Raw genomic sequence first — 17,057 nt, 5'->3', positions numbered from 1 at the left:
TTTATTTCTTATGCAATACAATAGCTCTTCTCACCTCAGAGGCTGTCTGTTATGGATTTACGTGACCTGAAATTGTTTCTGCATTTGGCTGAAAGCCGCCACTTTGGCCGCACGGCTAAAGCGACACACGTCAGTCCATCCACCCTGTCGCGCCAGATCCAGCGGCTGGAAGAAACGCTCGGACAGCCCCTGTTTTTACGTGACAACCGCACGGTGCAACTGACCGATGCCGGTACACAGCTCAAGGCTTTTGCTCAACAGACATTGCTACAGTACCAGCAACTGCGCCATGCATTAGGTCAGCACGGGCCATCGCTCAGTGGTGAACTGCGACTATTTTGTTCGGTCACCGCCGCCTATAGCCATTTGCCCCCCATTCTGGATCGCTTTCGCGCACGCCATCCGTTGGTTGAAATCAAACTCACTACCGGTGATGCCGCCGATGCGGTGGATAAAGTGCAATCGAATGAGGCTGATCTCGGTATTGCGGGTCGCCCTGAAGTGCTCCCCACCAGCATTGCCTTTACCCAGATTGGCGAAATTCCACTGGTTCTGATTGCACCAGCACTGCCTTGTGCAGTACGTTCACAGGTCTCGGTGGAACAGCCCGATTGGGCCACGGTCCCCTTTATTTTGCCTGAGCATGGCCCATCACGAAAACGCATTGATTTGTGGTTCCGCCGTCAACGCATCAGTAACCCATTGATTTATGCTACGGTTTCCGGCCATGAAGCGATTGTATCAATGGTAGCATTGGGCTGCGGTGTGGCACTGATCCCATCGGTGGTGGTGGATAACAGCCCGGAACCGGTGCGCAACCGTATTTCCTTGCTGGATGATATTTCGTTGGTCGAGCCATTTGAGTTGGGGGTTTGTGTACCCAAAAAACGGCTCAATGAGCCGTTGATCGAAGCATTTTGGGGATTGCTGTAGTTTACAATCGAGAAGCGTAATTCATGGCGGGAACAAGATTCCTCAGCCCCAGATTTAAATGATTACCAATAGTCGCCTCCACAGGAACAGGAGTGCTCTCTTTGGTAGGGAAACTGTTTATTGAATTTGTCAGTTGGCAGATATCGCTGCGCAAATTGTTGGTAATGTTTACGTTGGGATAGGTATCAATCACGTTATAAGTGATTTTACCAGCAGCATTAAATTTCTGTTCAGCGCGGTGCGTTATATTATTTTTAGCATCGAAACTTTGCTTTACTACCACGGTTTCCCCCAATTGAACTGCTTTTTTAACCGGATCATAGCTAAAGCTTTTAACCACCCTCTTAGTCATATTATTGTTAGAATCAAAGTGCTCGATAGCCTTATTTATCGTATTGGTAGTTGCATCATAGGTTCTTATATTGATAATCTTATTATTCGCAGGGCCAATTCGTTCTGTTGTTACAACCTCTCTAACTACCTTATCTCTATTATGTGTTGTTTCAATCGTCTTACTCACACGCGCCCCTGAGTACGATTCTATTGAGTATTGCAGTGGGTCTGAACGACGGCTTAGCTGTGTTGGTGGAATGTAGTCAGGTGCCGATGATTTAATTGATGCCTTAATTGATGCTAATGTTTCACTCATATAAAAACTCCATATATTATTCAAACCATGAAAAATAATCATTCAACAACATGGTTATTAACTGCGATATTATTCATCTCAATTAATAAATCCACAGATGATATTACGCTGCACTAATACTGAATTTCATTTGGAATGCTTATTTTTGAGAATATATAAGAAGATTAAATATAACTAAGTAGAAATAAAAAACTCAGCACTTATTAGCACTGAGTTTTATTACTATTGATAGGTATTCACTGCCACTTAATCCAGCCCAAACTTAACCCGCTAAAAAGAACTTAAACGCCGGGTTGTTAGTTTCATCATGGCAATCATAGCCCAGTGCGGCCAGGTGCTCTTCAAATTGCGGCTCAGAATCTGACAACTCAAACCCTGCCAATACCCGGCCAAAATCAGTGCCATGGCTACGATAGTGGAACAAAGAAATGTTCCAGTGCGTACCCAGGGTATGCAAGAACTTCAGCAATGCGCCCGGTGATTCAGGGAATTCAAAGCTGTACAGCCGCTCACGTAATGGCTTCGAAGGACGGCCCCCCACCATATAACGCACATGCAGCTTGGCCATCTCGTCATCAGATAGATCCACCACCTGATAATCTTTTGCCTGTAGCTCCGCCAATATCTCTGCCCGCTCGGCATAGCCGCGCGTCAAACGTACCCCTACGAAAATGCAGGCATTGTCGGCATCAGCATAACGGTAGTTAAACTCGGTGACTGAACGCCCTCCCAGCAACTCGCAGAAACGCAGAAAACTGCCTTTTTTCTCAGGGATAGTGACGGCCAGCAAAGCTTCGCGCTGCTCGCCCAGCTCACAACGTTCTGACACATAGCGCAGGCCGTGGAAGTTCACGTTAGCACCGGACAGCACATGGGCCAGACGTTCACCTTTGATATTATGCTGCTGGACATACTTTTTCAGGCCCGCCAGCGCCAAAGCACCAGAAGGTTCGGCGATGGCACGCACATCCTCAAATAAATCTTTTACTGCCGCACAGATAGCATCACTGTCGACGGTGATCACTTCGTCCAAATACTCCTGGCACAGGCGGAACGGTTCATCACCAATGCGCTTGACGGCGACACCTTCAGCGAACAACCCAACACGGGCTAGATCAACCGGCTTGCCCGCATCCAGTGCGGCACGTAAGCAGGCTGAATCTTCTGCTTCAACCCCGATCACTTTAATCTGCGGCATCAGTTGCTTGATAAGCACCGCCACACCAGCCACCAGCCCACCGCCACCGACCGGGACAAAAATCCGATCAAGGTGTGCGTCTTGCTGGAGCAACTCCATCGCCAGCGTCCCCTGCCCGGCGATAACAGCCGGATGGTCAAACGGCGGCACAAAGGTATACCCCTGTTGCTGGGACAACTCGATAGCTTTGCCTTTGGCTTCATCGAAATTGGCACCGAACAGCAGCACCTCACCACCAAAACCGCGCACCGCGTCTACTTTGATGTCAGCGGTTGCTACCGGCATCACGATAAGTGCTTTGATACCCAACTTACTGGCTGAAAGCGCGACACCTTGCGCATGATTACCGGCAGAGGCGGTTATCACACCACAGGCTTTCTGTTCTTCTGTCAGACCCGCCAGCATCGCATAAGCACCACGCAGCTTAAAGCTGTGTACTGGCTGGCGGTCTTCACGTTTAACCAAAATAGTATTGCCCAAGCGGGAGGAGATTTTATCCATCACTTGCAACGGAGTGACTTGCGCCACCTCATATACCGGCGCGCGCAATATCGCCCGCAGATATTCTGCCCCACAAGGGGCAGCAGATAAGGGTTGTGATACCGCCATGGGTTTTAGCCTCCCAGCTTACTTTTATCGCGCACAGCACCTTTATCGGCGCTGGTTGCCAGCAGAGCATAAGCGCGCAGTGCATAAGAAACCTGACGTTCGCGAGCTTTAGGTGACCAGGCTGCATCGCCACGGGCCTCTTCAGTTTCACGACGAGCTGTCAGCTCAGATTCGCTCACATCCAACACAATGCCACGGTTCGGGATATCGATATCAATGAAATCGCCATCCTGCACCAGACCAATCAGGCCGCCACTGGCCGCTTCTGGTGAAACATGACCAATCGACAAACCAGACGTCCCGCCGGAGAAACGGCCATCAGTCAACAAAGCACAACTCTTGCCTAATCCCATGGATTTCAAATAGGTGGTTGGATAGAGCATTTCCTGCATTCCCGGCCCGCCTTTTGGCCCTTCATAACGGATAACCACCACGTCACCCGCCACAACTTTACCGCCGAGAATAGCCTCTACTGCGTCATCCTGGCTCTCATACACTTTGGCCGGGCCACGGAAGGTCAGGCTCTCTTTATCCACACCGGCGGTTTTAACGATACAACCGTTCGCAGCGATATTGCCGTACAGCACAGCTAAACCACCGTCTTGGCTGTAAGCATGTTCACGAGTACGGATACAGCCCTCTTCGCGGTCAGTATCCAGTGATGGGAAGCGGCAATCCTGCGAGAAGGCTTTCGTGGTACGAATACCCGCCGGGCCTGCGGCGTACATCTGTTTGACACCTTCGTCGCGGGTCAGCATCACGTCATAGGTTTCCAGCGTATCGGTCAGATTCAGCCCCAACACATTACGCACCTCGCGGTTAAGCAAGCCTGCACGATCCAGTTCGCCTAAAATACCCATGACCCCACCCGCACGGTGCACGTCTTCCATATAGTATTTCTGCGTGCTCGGCGCAACTTTACACAAATGAGGCACCTGGCGAGATAAACGGTCAATATCGCTAATATCGAAATCAACATCCCCTTCCTGTGCTGCGGCCAGTAAGTGCAGTACGGTGTTGGTCGAGCCGCCCATGGCGATATCCAGCGTCATGGCATTTTCAAATGCAGCTTTGTTCGCGATGCTGCGCGGCAAGGCACTAACATCATCCTGTTCGTAATAACGTTTAGTCAGCGCAACAATGTGCTTACCGGCATCGAGGAACAGTTGCTTACGGTCGGCATGGGTCGCCAACAGTGAGCCGTTACCTGGCAGCGCCAGACCCAGCGCCTCATTCAGGCAGTTCATCGAGTTGGCAGTAAACATCCCCGAGCAGGAACCACAGGTTGGGCAGGCAGAGCGTTCAATCTGCTCACTGTCGGCATCACTGACATTCGGATTTGCGCCCTGAATCATGGCATCCACCAGATCCAGTTTGATGATTTTATCGGACAGTTTGGTCTTACCCGCTTCCATCGGGCCACCGGACACAAAGATCACCGGAATATTCAAACGCAGAGACGCCATCAGCATCCCTGGGGTAATTTTGTCGCAGTTAGAGATACACACCATGGCATCCGCGCAATGGGCGTTAACCATGTACTCTACGGAGTCGGCAATCAATTCACGTGAAGGCAGTGAATAGAGCATGCCGCCGTGGCCCATCGCGATCCCATCATCCACCGCAATAGTGTTGAACTCTTTAGCCACGCCGCCAGACGCTTCAATTTGCTCCGCTACCAGCTTGCCTAAGTCGCGCAAATGAACGTGGCCCGGTACAAACTGGGTAAATGAGTTAACCACTGCAATAATCGGTTTGCCGAAGTCATCATCGGTCATACCGGTAGCGCGCCACAGTGCACGAGCGCCAGCCATATTGCGGCCATGAGTGGTGGTATGGGAACGGTACTTAGGCATTGTCTCTTTACTCCAGATTTTATATTGCAAATCAGCTAGTTGTTGTAAATGTAATGTGTTGCAAACTGAGTATGGTGCACATTTGTGGTGTCAAAAGCAGGTGGCGAACGAACCACCTGCTGATTCTGTCTGCCAGTTTTTATTGATTGATTGGATCCAGCCAGCCCCACTTGTCCTCGGTTTCACCGGTGAACAGGCCAAAGAACGCTTGTTGAATTTTGCCAGTAATTGGCCCACGTTTACCAATACCGACCTGAATACCATCCACGCTGCGCACTGGCGTAATTTCTGCCGCAGTACCGGACATAAACACTTCGTCAGCCAAATAGAGAGATTCACGTGACAACACTTGCTCACGGACTTCCAGACCCATGTCTTTCGCCAGTTTGATAATTGCATCACGGGTGATACCCGGCAGGGCTGACGAGGTAAATGGCGGTGTGAACAGAATGCCATCTTTTACTTCAAACAGGTTTTCACCAGCACCTTCAGACAAGTAGCCATGAACATCCAGCGCAATCCCTTCCTGATAGCCGTGACGGCGCGCTTCGCTGCCCACCAGCAAGGACGAGAGGTAGTTACCGCCCGCTTTCGCGGCGGTCGGGATGGTATTAGGTGCCACACGGTTCCATGAGGACACCATGGCATCAATACCTTGCTCCAACGCTTCTGCACCCAGATAAGCACCCCATGGGAACGCAGCGATGATCACATCTGTTTTATAGCCATCTGGCGGGTTCACACCCATCCCGACATCACCAATAAACACTAACGGGCGGATATACGCGCTGGTCAGATTGTTTTTACGCAATGTCGCACGGCAGGCTTCCATCAGCTCATCAACGGTTTGGGAAACCGGCATACGATAAATTTTGGCTGAGTCATGTAAACGCTGCATATGTTCGCGGTGACGGAAAACTACTGGCCCTTTGTGGGAGTCATAGCAACGGACACCTTCGAAGACTGACGTGCCGTAGTGTAACGCGTGAGACATCACGTGAACTTTAGCCTCTGCCCACGGAACCATTTCACCGTTAAACCAAATAAAATCAGCTTTCTTCGTCATTCTTTTCTTTCCTTGTGGCGCATCAGGCGCGTATCTGTAATGTATTAGGTTGTAGGATCTCGACGCAGGCGACATCCATAAGCTTACTTAACTGAGAAGACAGTAAATCGACAGGTCGCCCGCTGGCAACGGTCAATTCAATATTAACATTCTCGGCATTAATCATTGGCGACATATTCATAGCACAAACCTGGAAGCCACGGTGCCGCACAACCCGCAATACACGCTCTAACATCTCAGGGCGGAAGCGGGCTTGGATAGAGATTTGATGTTGGATAGAGGATTGATGGTGCATCATGAGATTTTCTCCAGCATGGTTTCATTACCTGCGCCTGGCGGCACTAACGGCCAAACGTTTTCGAGTTCGTCGATGGAAACCTGGAGCAGATAAGGGCCTTCGCTGTTAAACAGCGCATCCAGAGCGGCGTCGACTTGGTCTTTGCGGGTGATACGTTGGCCGGGGATATTAAACGCACTGGCCAGCGTGATAAAATCGGGGTTATCAGAAAGATTAGTTTCGCTATAACGTCCATCAAAAAACAGTTGCTGCCACTGTCGAACCATACCCAATCGCTGGTTATCCAATAATACGATTTTCAGCGGTAACTGTTTTCGTTTTATCGTGCCCAACTCCTGAACATTCATCATAAACGAACCGTCACCGGAGACACAGATAACCATGTCATCAGGGCGGGCCATCTGAGCACCGACGGCGGCTGGCACACCAAACCCCATCGTGCCCAAGCCGCTGGATGTGATGAAATTTTCGGGGCGGGTAAAGTTCATATGCTGCGCCGTCCACATCTGGTGCTGGCCCACGTCGGTAGTCACCACCGTTTGCGGTGCTTTACGCTCAGATATCTGTTTCAGTAACAACGGGGCATAAATGGCCTGACCAGGATGGTCATAGCGCCAGCTATGCAGTTGTTTCAATGCCATGACCTCATCACGCCAAGGCTGAATATTCAGCGGTTGCTGTAATGCGGGCAGCAATACTTTCAAATCGCCCTGCAACGCGACATGTGCCTGACGCAATTTACCCAATTCAGCCGGGTCGATATCCATATGGATAACTTTTGCTTTTGCGGCGAATGTATTCAGCTTACCGGTGACACGATCATCAAACCGCGCGCCAACCGCTATCAGTAAATCGCAATCCTGCACCGCAAAGTTTGCGGCTTTAGTGCCATGCATCCCCAACATACCCAGATAGCACGGGTGATGAGTATCCGGTGCACCTAAGCCCTTCAGAGTGGCAACCGCAGGAATATCCGTTGTCTCGATAAAAGCACGTAAAGCAGGAACGGCCTGTGCCATGCCAACCCCACCCCCGACATACAACATCGGTTTTTGCGCGGTTGCCAGCATATCCCAGGCTTGTTGTAACTCGGCGGCAGAATCAACAGGATGCTCTTCAACCGGCATCAGGTGCGGGGTTAAATCACCCACAGCTAATTGAATATCCTTCGGAATATCAATTAAAACCGGCCCAGGGCGGCCACTGGTCGCAATGGCAAACGCCTCCGCCATGATACCGGGCAACGCCTCTAATGATTCAACCAAAAAGCTGTGTTTAGTACAGGCAAGTGACAAGCCCAGTACATCAATTTCCTGAAAAGCATCGGTGCCGATTAACGCGGACCCCACCTGACCGGTGATAGCAATGACCGGCACCGAATCCAGCAATGCATCAGCCAAACCGGTGATCAGATTAGTGGCTCCAGGGCCGGAAGTGGCAATACACACCCCGACTTTACCGGTTGCACGAGCATAGCCAATGGCGGCAATCGCAGCGCCTTGCTCATGGCGGCAGAGCAAATGCTCAACACCACCATCATACAAAGCATCGTAGACAGGCATTATTGCCCCACCCGGATAGCCGAATACCGTATCAACACCCTGCGCACGCAACGCTTGAACCACCCACTGAGCACCATTCATAGTTATTTCCCCGACCTTTTGCGGGAGGCACAGGATTTTATTCTGTTGTGCATTTTATGTTCCTCGCGTCTTTAACGTACCAATAAAAAAACCCCCGGACCTTTCGGTGCGGGGGTTCTCTTGAGATTAAGGCTTGATTTTTATGCCTTTATTCGTCCAAGTGCAGCCCCGCACGGTGGGATAATAATCACCACCACGCTAATTAGGACTAGGTTAATCACTTGGAAAATCGCTTTCATAATTAGGTTGTTCATCTGTCAATGTCGAACGAATACCTACAGAGTTATCACAGTTATTGGTTATCTGACAATATTTATTTAAATTATTATTCTGTGAGCCGCTACACGATATGACATAAATATATTATTTATCAATCAGTAATACCCACATCAGTGGTTTGGCCTTTTTTTGCGTGCCATATCGCAATTTTTAATTTTGATACTTCCCTTGCAGCGAAATTTCTCGCGAGCGTTCGCAAATCAATACTTTTTCGCTGAACTCAAAAAAGACCTCGGGCACACTGCCGCGGCTATATCGCATCTCAGCCCGGCAGATAGATAAACATCACAGCGGCACCAAGGACACATCACGGCAAAGGAAAGCAGCATGTCACTGGCAACCATTCATACCCGCGCCACATTAGGCATTCAGGCCCCACCGGTTACAGTAGAAGTTCATATCAGCAATGGGCTCCCCGGATTAATTTTGGTCGGATTACCGGAAACCACCGTAAAAGAGGCTCGAGATAGAGTTCGGAGCGCATTAATCAACAGTGGCTTCACTTTTCCAGCGAAGCGGATCACCGTTAGTCTGGCACCAGCAGACCTGCCTAAAGAAGGCGGCCGCTATGACCTCCCTATTGCCTTAGCGATACTGGCTGCGTCAGAACAGATTCCTGCGGATAAATTAACCCACTATGAGTTCTTGGGTGAGTTAGCCCTGTCAGGGGCGTTAAGGCGTGTTAGCGGCGCAATTCCGGCAGCACTCGCCAGCAGCCAAGTGCAGCGGCAATTAATCCTGCCAACCGCCAACCGTCATGAGATAGGTTTAATACCACAAGGTAACAGCCGGGTTGCCGACCACTTATTAGCTGTATGTGGTTTTTTGCAGGGTGAAAACACCCTCGCTCAAGGCCAGCTCCTTGAATCTACACCATCATGGGATAACAGCCTCGACCTGCAAGATATCATCGGGCAGCCACAGGCTAAACGCGCTTTAGAGATTACTGCGGCGGGTGGGCATAACCTGCTATTACTCGGGCCACCAGGAACGGGCAAAACGATGCTGGCAAATCGGTTAACCGGATTACTGCCACCGTTGACGGATCAAGAGGCATTAGAGGCCGCTGCCATTAATGGCCTACTGCACAGTAACGATCTCCCCGCCCAATGGCGCTGCCGGGCTTTTCGCGCGCCCCACCACAGCGCGTCGATGGCAGCACTGATTGGCGGAGGTTCCATTCCTCGCCCCGGTGAGATTTCGCTGGCGCACAATGGTGTACTCTTCCTCGATGAATTACCTGAATTTGAACGTCGGGTGCTGGATTCTTTGCGCGAACCACTGGAGTCAGGCGAAATTATCATTTCTCGTGCAGCGGCAAAAGTGTGCTTTCCTGCCAAAGTGCAACTTATCGCCGCAATGAACCCCAGCCCCAGCGGTCATTATCAGGGGGTCCATAACCGTACACCGCCACAACAGATTCTGCGCTATCTGGCAAAATTGTCGGGGCCGTTTCTGGACAGGTTTGATTTGTCGATAGAGGTGCCATTACTGCCATCAGGTATGCTGGGGGCCCAGAGGCATCAAGGGGAAAGCAGTGAAACTGTCAGGTTACGAGTATTGCAGGCAAGACAGAGGCAATTGGATCGAGCAGGGAAGATAAATTCTCAGCTTAATAGCCAGGAAGTTGCAGAATATTGCTCCCTCACCCCTGAGAATGCGGCCTTTCTAGAGCAAGTCCTGCTGACACTGGGTTTGTCGGTACGCGCCTGGCACCATATTCTAAAAGTAGCGCGGAGCATTGCCGATCTCGCTCAGGAAAATAGCATCCAAAGAAATCACCTTTCGGAAGCACTGAGCTATCGTTGTATGGACCGGCTGCTGTTGCAGTTACACAAAAGCTTGATGTAAATAGGGGAGTAAAAAACCCTATTATCAAACACCTATCTGATATCCAAAGTCATTGGGATCACAGGTAGGCCGCTAGCAAACGTATCCCGAATCACTTACTTAAGTAAGTGATTCGGGTAAGAGCGCGCCGCTAACACCCCTGCAATTTCAAGGACGAAGGATAAGAGGGGATTAATCGTCGCTATCGGTATAATCTTCCACCGCATCCATCTGCGGCTTACCGCCTGACAGGGTATGGAAGCGTTTAGGGCGACGAGTTCGGGTCACATATTTGGACCAGACTTTCTCCTCGGCACTGACAGGTTCACGTTCGCCGCGACAAACAGCAACAAATAACTGTTCTTCTTCCGTTACAGGCTGGCGTTTCCCGAGATCGAGTTCGTTAAAGGCGTAACCATGGCGCTCTAGTAATTGCGCCTCTTTAATGGTGAAATCGCCGTGACGCGAGAACCCGCGAGGATAATGTTTATTATCAAAAAAACGATTGGTCGTGATGAAGCTATCCGCCATCTGACACGCTCCTAATTCTCTCATGGTCGTGCTGTTTATGGCGCGGAGTATTAGATAGGCTTGACAGCGTGTAAAACAAAACATTTAAATCTTAACGACAAAAAAAATTGGAGATGGGTTTGGATACCGAATTACTGAAAACCTTTTTGGAGGTCAGTAGAACTCGCCACTTTGGTCGCGCTGCTGAATCTTTGTACTTAACACAGTCGGCGGTAAGTTTTCGTATCCGTCAGTTGGAAAATCAATTAGGTGCAAATTTATTCACTCGTCATCGCAATAATATTCGTCTGACACCGGCAGGGGAACGCTTGGTGCCTTATGCAGAATCGCTGATGAGTACCTGGCAACTCGCCAAAAAAGAGGTCGCTCACTCACTACAACATACCGAGTTATCCATTGGTGCAACCGCTTCACTGTGGGAGGCATACCTCACTCCGTGGTTGCAACAATTATATAAACAACGAGAGGCATTGCGCCTTGAGGCGCGGATTGCGCTGCGACACTCGCTGGTGAAACAGTTGCACGAACGGCAACTGGATTTATTGATAACGACTGAACCGCCTAAAATGGATGAACTGTCCAGCCTGCTCCTGGGGCACTTTTCGCTGCGACTGTTTTCGTTTGAGCCGATTGATTTATCGAAAGAAACTGAGTCAGACGCCGAGCATAAAAATGCAAATGAGGCTCCTTACATCAAGCTTGAGTGGGGCGCTGATTTTCATCAACAAGAGAATAGATTGCTGGAGAGCATGCAAATGCCAGTGCTAACGACCACATCGGCACATTTAACCCGGCAATTATTGGAAACCACTGGCGGCTGTGCCTTTCTGCCCGAACACTGGCAAAAGGAGTACCCTCAATTGGCCATGAATGCGGACATGCCAGCTGTTGTGCGGCCACTGTATGCCGTTTGGTTGCAAAACAGTGACCAGCAAGTATTGATTCGGCAACTATTAAAAACACCTATGAATAACGCTGCTCAGAGCGCTATACAGGATTAAGTGGCGGTGACTGAGGACGTGCACGCCGGTTCAGATAAAAAGCACCCATCGCCTTCTGAATCGCAATAAAGCTGAATAATAAAATACCAATGACAATCTTGGTCCACCATGAGCTGAGTGTACCATCGAAGGTAATGTAGCTCTGTATCAAGCCCTGAATCAAAACGCCAAACAACGTGCCGAAAACAGTTCCAATACCGCCAGTGAGTAGTGTGCCACCGATAACGACTGCGGCAATGGCATCTAGCTCAACACCACTGGCTGCCAATGCATAGCCAGCAGAGGTGTAGAGTGAGAAAACAATTCCCGATAGCGCAGCTAATGTGCTCGATAGCATATAAATTTTAATCGTCGTTTGCCTGACGGGAACACCCATCAACCCAGCAGAAACGCTGTTACCGCCAATGGCATAAACGTTATGGCCAAAACGGGTCCGATGAGCCAACAGAATGCCAAATGCCACAACCATTAGCATGATGAAGGCCAATAATGTGAATCGCCCACCACCGGGGACTTTCCAGGCATAATTCGCCAATGTGGCATAAAGCGGGTGATTAATGGGTATCGACTCTTCAGAGACAATAAAACTCATTCCACGGACGAAGAACATCCCAGCCAGCGTAATGATAAACGCAGGGAGTTTCAGGGAATCAATGATCCATCCCATCAATGCACCAAACATTGCTCCCATAACCAATACAATGGCAAAAGCATACATTGGGTGAATACCATAAGTTCCGATTAACTTAGCTAATAACACCCCCGTAAACGCGATTACCGATCCAACAGATAAGTCGATACCGCCCGATAGAATAACGAAAGTCATCCCTACGGCGACAATGCCCAGAAAAGCATTATCCGTCAGTAAATCACACCACACTCGGGTGGAAGAAAAACTGGGGAACTGACTGAGACAAAAAGCATATCCCAGAATAAAAACGGCGATAGTAATCAGCAAAGGAATATTGCGCTTTAACATTATTTTCGCCTCTTGAAGATGTGGCTAAATGAAATCATTGGTGACTGCACAACCAAGACGGCTAATACCACAATGGCTTTAAGGACCAGGTTAAACTCTGGCTGATAGCCTGAAAGCAAGATCCCTGTATTCATTCCTTGAATAATCAAAGCACCAATAACCGAAAGCAAAAGATTAAACCGCCCCCCCATTAAAGATGCGCCACCAATGACTACCGCCAAAATTGCATCCAGTTCCAACCATAAACCAGCATTGTTAGCATCAGCACCACGAATATCTGCGGTCACAATAATGCCCGCCACCGCCGCACAGATACCACAAATCATATACACGGCAATCAGCACCAAACGAGTACTCACTCCCGCATTACGTGCTGATCGTAAGTTGATACCAACTGACTCAATGAATAATCCCAGTGCTGTTTTTCGCGTCAGTAGCCACACAATAATCAACATACTCAATGCGATGACCACTGACATCGGCAAATACATCAGCGTACTGCTACCCAACTTCGCCAAGCCACCCGTATCAAATGTAACAATCTGCCCCTCAGTAATAAGCTGGGCTATCCCCCGCCCTGCCACCATTAACATTAAGGTGGCCACAATAGGCTGGATTTGTAATACCGCCACTAAGAAGCCGTTCCATAAACCACATAGCGCGCCAACCGTAAGGGCGGCGACTAATACCGTTGGCAAAGGGTATCCGGCACTGGTCAGTGTGGCCGCCGTTGCACCTGCTATTGCCATCACCGCACCGACCGATAAATCAATGCCGCCAGTAGCAATGACCAGTGTCATACCTAATGCCAGTAAAGCGACGGGAGCACCCCGATTTAGAATATCGATTACACTGCCAAACAACCGCCCGTCCTGAATATGGATCGAGAAAAAGTGCGGGGCGACTAAACTATCAATCAATAAAATGACCGCCAGAGCACCAAATTGAGTGGCACCTTTCGGCAAAACCCATTTAACTTTGCGCGGTCGTTGCGGCATTGATAGGCTCCTATTAACCATGAAGTAACTCCTTATTGCACCGCGATCGCCTGCATGATGGCAGGAACGGAAATCTCATCGTGACCGAGTTGTGCAATATGTCGACGGTCACGCAGAACAATGACGCGATCGGCATAACCTGCCAATTCCTCTAATTCGGAAGAGATAATTAACAGTGCCAGCCCTTCATCGCACAGTTTCTCTATCAACCGAATAATTTCAGCATGGGCACCCACGTCGATACCGCGTGTTGGCTCATCTAAAATCAAAAATCGGGGCTTTGTGGCAAGCCAGCGAGCTAATAATACTTTTTGCTGATTTCCACCAGAGAGATACTGAATTTGTTGCTCGGGGCCGGGAGTACGAATACCAAGCTGCTGAATGAATTGCTCAGCAATTTGCGTTTGTTCCCGCATTGAAAGTGGCCTTAACCACCCACGCTGAGCCTGTAAGGCTAGAATAATGTTCTCACGAACTGTGGCCGCACCGACAATACCGTCAGTTTTGCGATCTTCGGGGCAATAGCCAAAACCGAATTTTGATGCCGCGCGTGGTGTTCGGATCTTAACCGGCTTGCCTTGTATTTTGGCCTCACCAGTATCCGCCGTCGTGACACCGAAAATTAGTTGCGCGGTCTCGGTGCGCCCAGACCCCAATAACCCAGCAAGTCCGACAATTTCACCAGGAGAAACAGCCAAATCAAAATTCTCTACAACCCCCCGCCGGCCATAGTTTTTAAACTCAACCAGTGGGCTGCTTGCGGTAATATTGTGTTCACCACGCTTCAATAATTGCTCATCAAAACTATGGCCTAACATCATCTGAACCAATTCAATACGGGGAAGTTCTGCGGTTGTTTTAGTGCCAACAAGTTTGCCATTGCGTAAAACAGTAATACGATCGCTGATCCGATAAACCTGATCGAGGAAATGCGTCACGAATACCATACCGATACCTTGGTCTCGTAACTGACGTAAAATATCCAGCAACATACTGACTTCTTTAGCATCTAAACTTGCCGTTGGCTCATCCAGAATAAGTACTTTTGCTGATAGATCGACCGCGCGAGCAATGGCGACAATCTGTTGTATTGCAATAGAAAAGTTAGCTAACGGTTGCTGCACATCTAATGTAAGGCCATAGCCCGTTAGCAGTTTTTCTGCTTGTAGATTCATCGTGCGATGGTCAATCAGCCCCCAACGTAATGGCTCACGACCAATAAATAGATTTGCTGCGACAGATATATTGGGCAGCAAGTTGACCTCTTGATAAACAGTACCAATACCCAATTTTTGGGCATCAGCAGTATCAATGGGGCAAATGGCCTTGCCATCTAAATAAACTTCACCGGCAGCCCGCTTATAGACCCCGGTTAATGCTTTTATTAACGTCGATTTTCCGGCTCCGTTCTCTCCTAACAATGCGACAACTTCACCGCGAAGCAGAGAAAAATCCACAGAGTCCAATGCCTTAACACCAGGAAATTCAACTGACAAACCACGAACTTCTAGCAGTGTTTCCATCAGATGTACCCACGTTCAAAAACGACTCAGATATTGCCCAAATACAGGTGACGAAAGTAGGCGGGGCAAGCCCCCGCCATTTGAATCAATAGCCAAGACTCTTCTTAGATTCATATTCCTGTTTAGCCGTATCAGGCTGTAACAGACGGGATTCTGTTTGGATAAATTTAGGGGGTTGGGTGCCATCTTTCTTCAACGCAATTAATGCATCGAAAGCAGGGCCTGCCATATTCGGTGTTAATTCAACAGTAGCATTAGCCTCTCCGCTACTCATCGCTTTGAAAATATCAGGAACACCATCGATGGATACAATCTTAATCTCTGAACCCGGCTTCAAACCGGCTTCTTTAATGGCTTGAATGGCGCCTATCGCCATATCATCGTTATGTGCATAGACAGCACAAATGTTCTTACCGTTTTGCTCCGCCTTAATGAAGCTCTCCATCACTTCTTTGCCTTTACTCCGTGTGAAATCCCCGGACTGAGAGCGAATTATTTTTACGTTAGGTGCCGATGCGATCCCGTCAGCGAAACCTTTTTTGCGGTTAATAGCCACACTTGAACCAACGGTGCCTTGTAGTTCAACAACGTTACAAGGTTTGCCTGCAACATCTTTCAGCAACCATTCACCTGCGACCTTACCTTCATACACGCTGTCTGAAGCCACTGCTGCTGTGTACAAAGAGGGGTCATTCACCTCTATCATACGGTCAAGCAGGAATACGGGGATTTTAGCTTCTTTAGCTTCCTGCAATACTGGAGTCCAACCCGTTGCGACCACTGGCGCGATAAAAATGGCATCAACACCTTGAGCAATAAACGATCTCACGGCTTTAATTTGGTTCTCTTGTTTTTGTTGAGCATCTGCAATTTTTAATGTGATACCGCGCTTTTCCGCTTCTTGTTTAGAAACCTTAGTTTCCGCAGAGCGCCAACCGGACTCTGAACCAATTTGAGAAAAACCCACGACTAACGGAGCCGCTTGGGCTGCACTACACATTGCCGCTGTTATAGCTGCTGCTAACAGTAAACGTCTGTACATATTTCTCTCCTCACTTGTCATCGTCGAGCCGCTGACTCATTACCATTCCAAAGAACAGTTAAGATAATCATTCAGGTCATTTACTGCCCTGAGCTTCGGCCAATATGCAAATTATGTTGTTCTACAAGAATATGATGTTTTTTAAGGTGAGCTTCCTGATAGCTGAAATGTTAATTAGTTTTAGTACATTTTGTGAAAGTAATAATGAGCAACGTCACACCACAGAATTACAATCGTTTTGTACATAAATTCAGCTAAATAGGTATGCATTGGGAACGTTACCTTTTGAAATTTTGTCGGTTATAAAAAGTAAATATTGTTAATGGCAAAGTATCGCTCGAACAAAAAGATCTTTTTGGAATTGGTAGAATGGATTGAGTGTATGAGGGAAATATATAGGAATAGTGACCAGAACAGGCGTCAAGATATAAGAATAACTACACCAAAGAAGTATGATAAATATACAATTCACGGTTTTTTGACATAAAAAAACCCCTCGCTTTCGCGAAGGGTTATTTATATGGCAGGGGCGGAGAGACTCGAACTCGCGACACCCGGTTTTGGAGACCGGTGCTCTACCAACTGAGCTACGCCCCTAGATTACGCTTAACATTATGCCTGC

Annotated in this window: 15 protein-coding genes and 1 tRNA gene; 3 read left to right on the top strand and 13 right to left on the bottom strand. The window is 48.8% G+C overall.

Going from position 1 to position 17,057, the window contains the following annotated elements:
- Positions 1-51: 51 nt before the first annotated feature.
- A complete protein-coding gene (ilvY, locus tag EL015_RS00775; protein ID WP_005190304.1) occupies positions 52-933 on the top strand; it encodes an HTH-type transcriptional activator IlvY in 882 nt (293 codons plus the stop codon).
- A 1-nt stretch (position 934) separates the two neighbouring features.
- On the opposite strand, the gene EL015_RS00770 is transcribed toward ilvY, so the two are convergent.
- The 7 genes from EL015_RS00770 to ilvL form a co-directional block, all read right to left on the bottom strand.
- A complete protein-coding gene (locus tag EL015_RS00770) occupies positions 935-1,582 on the bottom strand; it encodes a hypothetical protein (protein WP_032907421.1) in 648 nt (215 codons plus the stop codon).
- A 262-nt stretch (positions 1,583-1,844) separates the two neighbouring features.
- On the bottom strand, positions 1,845-3,389 hold the full coding sequence (gene ilvA, locus EL015_RS00765; RefSeq protein ID WP_005190309.1) for a threonine ammonia-lyase, biosynthetic: 1,545 nt from the start codon (positions 3,387-3,389) through the stop codon (positions 1,845-1,847).
- 5 nt (positions 3,390-3,394) lie between these two features.
- Positions 3,395-5,245: a dihydroxy-acid dehydratase gene (ilvD, locus tag EL015_RS00760; protein ID WP_005190311.1), complete on the bottom strand. Its 1,851-nt coding sequence runs from the start codon at positions 5,243-5,245 to the stop codon at positions 3,395-3,397.
- A 139-nt stretch (positions 5,246-5,384) separates the two neighbouring features.
- Positions 5,385-6,311, bottom strand: coding sequence for a branched-chain amino acid transaminase (locus EL015_RS00755; protein WP_005190314.1), 927 nt, complete (start codon positions 6,309-6,311; stop codon positions 5,385-5,387).
- 22 nt (positions 6,312-6,333) lie between these two features.
- Entirely contained in the window at positions 6,334-6,606 is a 273-nt protein-coding gene (gene ilvM / locus EL015_RS00750; RefSeq protein WP_032907438.1) for an acetolactate synthase 2 small subunit, read from the bottom strand.
- Complete coding sequence (ilvG, locus tag EL015_RS00745; protein WP_005190320.1) at positions 6,606-8,252, bottom strand: acetolactate synthase 2 catalytic subunit; 1,647 nt, start codon at positions 8,250-8,252, stop codon at positions 6,606-6,608. The genes ilvM and ilvG overlap by 1 nt, the downstream gene beginning before the upstream one ends.
- Before the next feature lie 140 nt (positions 8,253-8,392).
- A complete protein-coding gene (ilvL, locus tag EL015_RS00740) occupies positions 8,393-8,491 on the bottom strand; it encodes an ilv operon leader peptide (protein ID WP_071777720.1) in 99 nt (32 codons plus the stop codon).
- A 367-nt stretch (positions 8,492-8,858) separates the two neighbouring features.
- On the opposite strand from ilvL, the gene EL015_RS00730 reads away from it, so the two are divergent.
- Positions 8,859-10,382 carry a YifB family Mg chelatase-like AAA ATPase gene (locus EL015_RS00730; protein ID WP_005190324.1) on the top strand — a complete coding sequence of 508 codons (1,524 nt, stop codon included), beginning with the start codon at positions 8,859-8,861 and terminating at the stop codon, positions 10,380-10,382.
- A 171-nt stretch (positions 10,383-10,553) separates the two neighbouring features.
- Here EL015_RS00730 and EL015_RS00725 read toward each other — a convergent pair whose 3' ends face one another.
- Positions 10,554-10,892, bottom strand: a complete 339-nt coding sequence (locus EL015_RS00725; protein WP_005190326.1) for a MaoP family protein — start codon at positions 10,890-10,892, stop codon at positions 10,554-10,556.
- Between the two features lie 119 nt (positions 10,893-11,011).
- On the opposite strand from EL015_RS00725, the gene hdfR reads away from it, so the two are divergent.
- Complete coding sequence (gene hdfR, locus EL015_RS00720) at positions 11,012-11,893, top strand: HTH-type transcriptional regulator HdfR (protein ID WP_032907440.1); 882 nt, start codon at positions 11,012-11,014, stop codon at positions 11,891-11,893.
- Here hdfR and yjfF read toward each other — a convergent pair.
- From yjfF to EL015_RS00695, 5 genes are all read right to left on the bottom strand, one after another.
- Entirely contained in the window at positions 11,880-12,872 is a 993-nt protein-coding gene (yjfF, locus tag EL015_RS00715) for a galactofuranose ABC transporter, permease protein YjfF (RefSeq protein WP_032907423.1), read from the bottom strand. The genes hdfR and yjfF overlap by 14 nt on opposite strands.
- The gene (gene ytfT / locus EL015_RS00710; protein ID WP_072088845.1) at positions 12,872-13,891 is read right to left on the bottom strand and encodes a galactofuranose ABC transporter, ATP-binding protein YtfT; all 1,020 of its coding nucleotides are present in this window, start codon (positions 13,889-13,891) and stop codon (positions 12,872-12,874) included. The genes yjfF and ytfT overlap by 1 nt, the downstream gene beginning before the upstream one ends.
- Before the next feature lie 11 nt (positions 13,892-13,902).
- Positions 13,903-15,393 carry a galactofuranose ABC transporter, ATP-binding protein YtfR gene (gene ytfR / locus EL015_RS00705; protein ID WP_005190331.1) on the bottom strand — a complete coding sequence of 497 codons (1,491 nt, stop codon included), beginning with the start codon at positions 15,391-15,393 and terminating at the stop codon, positions 13,903-13,905.
- Positions 15,394-15,478: 85 nt separating this feature from the next.
- A complete protein-coding gene (ytfQ, locus tag EL015_RS00700; protein WP_032907425.1) occupies positions 15,479-16,435 on the bottom strand; it encodes a galactofuranose ABC transporter, galactofuranose-binding protein YtfQ in 957 nt (318 codons plus the stop codon).
- Between the two features lie 521 nt (positions 16,436-16,956).
- Positions 16,957-17,032 (bottom strand) — tRNA-Trp (locus EL015_RS00695).
- Between the last annotated feature and the right edge of the window lie 25 nt (positions 17,033-17,057).

This window comes from Yersinia intermedia (genome assembly GCF_900635455.1).
GTDB classification, from domain to species: Bacteria; Pseudomonadota; Gammaproteobacteria; order Enterobacterales; family Enterobacteriaceae; genus Yersinia; species Yersinia intermedia.
The sequence above is the reverse complement of the archived record's forward strand: the minus strand, read 5'-3'. Positions and strand labels throughout refer to the sequence as shown.

What these genes read in the sequence shown, in the direction of transcription:
- ilvY (WP_005190304.1), top strand. Translation starts at nt 52, where the DNA reads ATGGATTTACGTGACCTGAAATTGTTTCTGCATTTGGCTGAAAGCCGC.
- EL015_RS00770 (WP_032907421.1), bottom strand. Translation starts at nt 1,582, where the DNA reads ATGAGTGAAACATTAGCATCAATTAAGGCATCAATTAAATCATCGGCA.
- ilvA (WP_005190309.1), bottom strand. Translation starts at nt 3,389, where the DNA reads ATGGCGGTATCACAACCCTTATCTGCTGCCCCTTGTGGGGCAGAATAT.
- ilvD (WP_005190311.1), bottom strand. Translation starts at nt 5,245, where the DNA reads ATGCCTAAGTACCGTTCCCATACCACCACTCATGGCCGCAATATGGCT.
- EL015_RS00755 (WP_005190314.1), bottom strand. Translation starts at nt 6,311, where the DNA reads ATGACGAAGAAAGCTGATTTTATTTGGTTTAACGGTGAAATGGTTCCG.
- ilvM (WP_032907438.1), bottom strand. Translation starts at nt 6,606, where the DNA reads ATGCACCATCAATCCTCTATCCAACATCAAATCTCTATCCAAGCCCGC.
- ilvG (WP_005190320.1), bottom strand. Translation starts at nt 8,252, where the DNA reads ATGAATGGTGCTCAGTGGGTGGTTCAAGCGTTGCGTGCGCAGGGTGTT.
- ilvL (WP_071777720.1), bottom strand. Translation starts at nt 8,491, where the DNA reads ATGAAAGCGATTTTCCAAGTGATTAACCTAGTCCTAATTAGCGTGGTG.
- EL015_RS00730 (WP_005190324.1), top strand. Translation starts at nt 8,859, where the DNA reads ATGTCACTGGCAACCATTCATACCCGCGCCACATTAGGCATTCAGGCC.
- EL015_RS00725 (WP_005190326.1), bottom strand. Translation starts at nt 10,892, where the DNA reads ATGGCGGATAGCTTCATCACGACCAATCGTTTTTTTGATAATAAACAT.
- yjfF (WP_032907423.1), bottom strand. Translation starts at nt 12,872, where the DNA reads ATGTTAAAGCGCAATATTCCTTTGCTGATTACTATCGCCGTTTTTATT.
- ytfT (WP_072088845.1), bottom strand. Translation starts at nt 13,891, where the DNA reads ATGGTTAATAGGAGCCTATCAATGCCGCAACGACCGCGCAAAGTTAAA.
- ytfR (WP_005190331.1), bottom strand. Translation starts at nt 15,393, where the DNA reads ATGGAAACACTGCTAGAAGTTCGTGGTTTGTCAGTTGAATTTCCTGGT.
- ytfQ (WP_032907425.1), bottom strand. Translation starts at nt 16,435, where the DNA reads ATGTACAGACGTTTACTGTTAGCAGCAGCTATAACAGCGGCAATGTGT.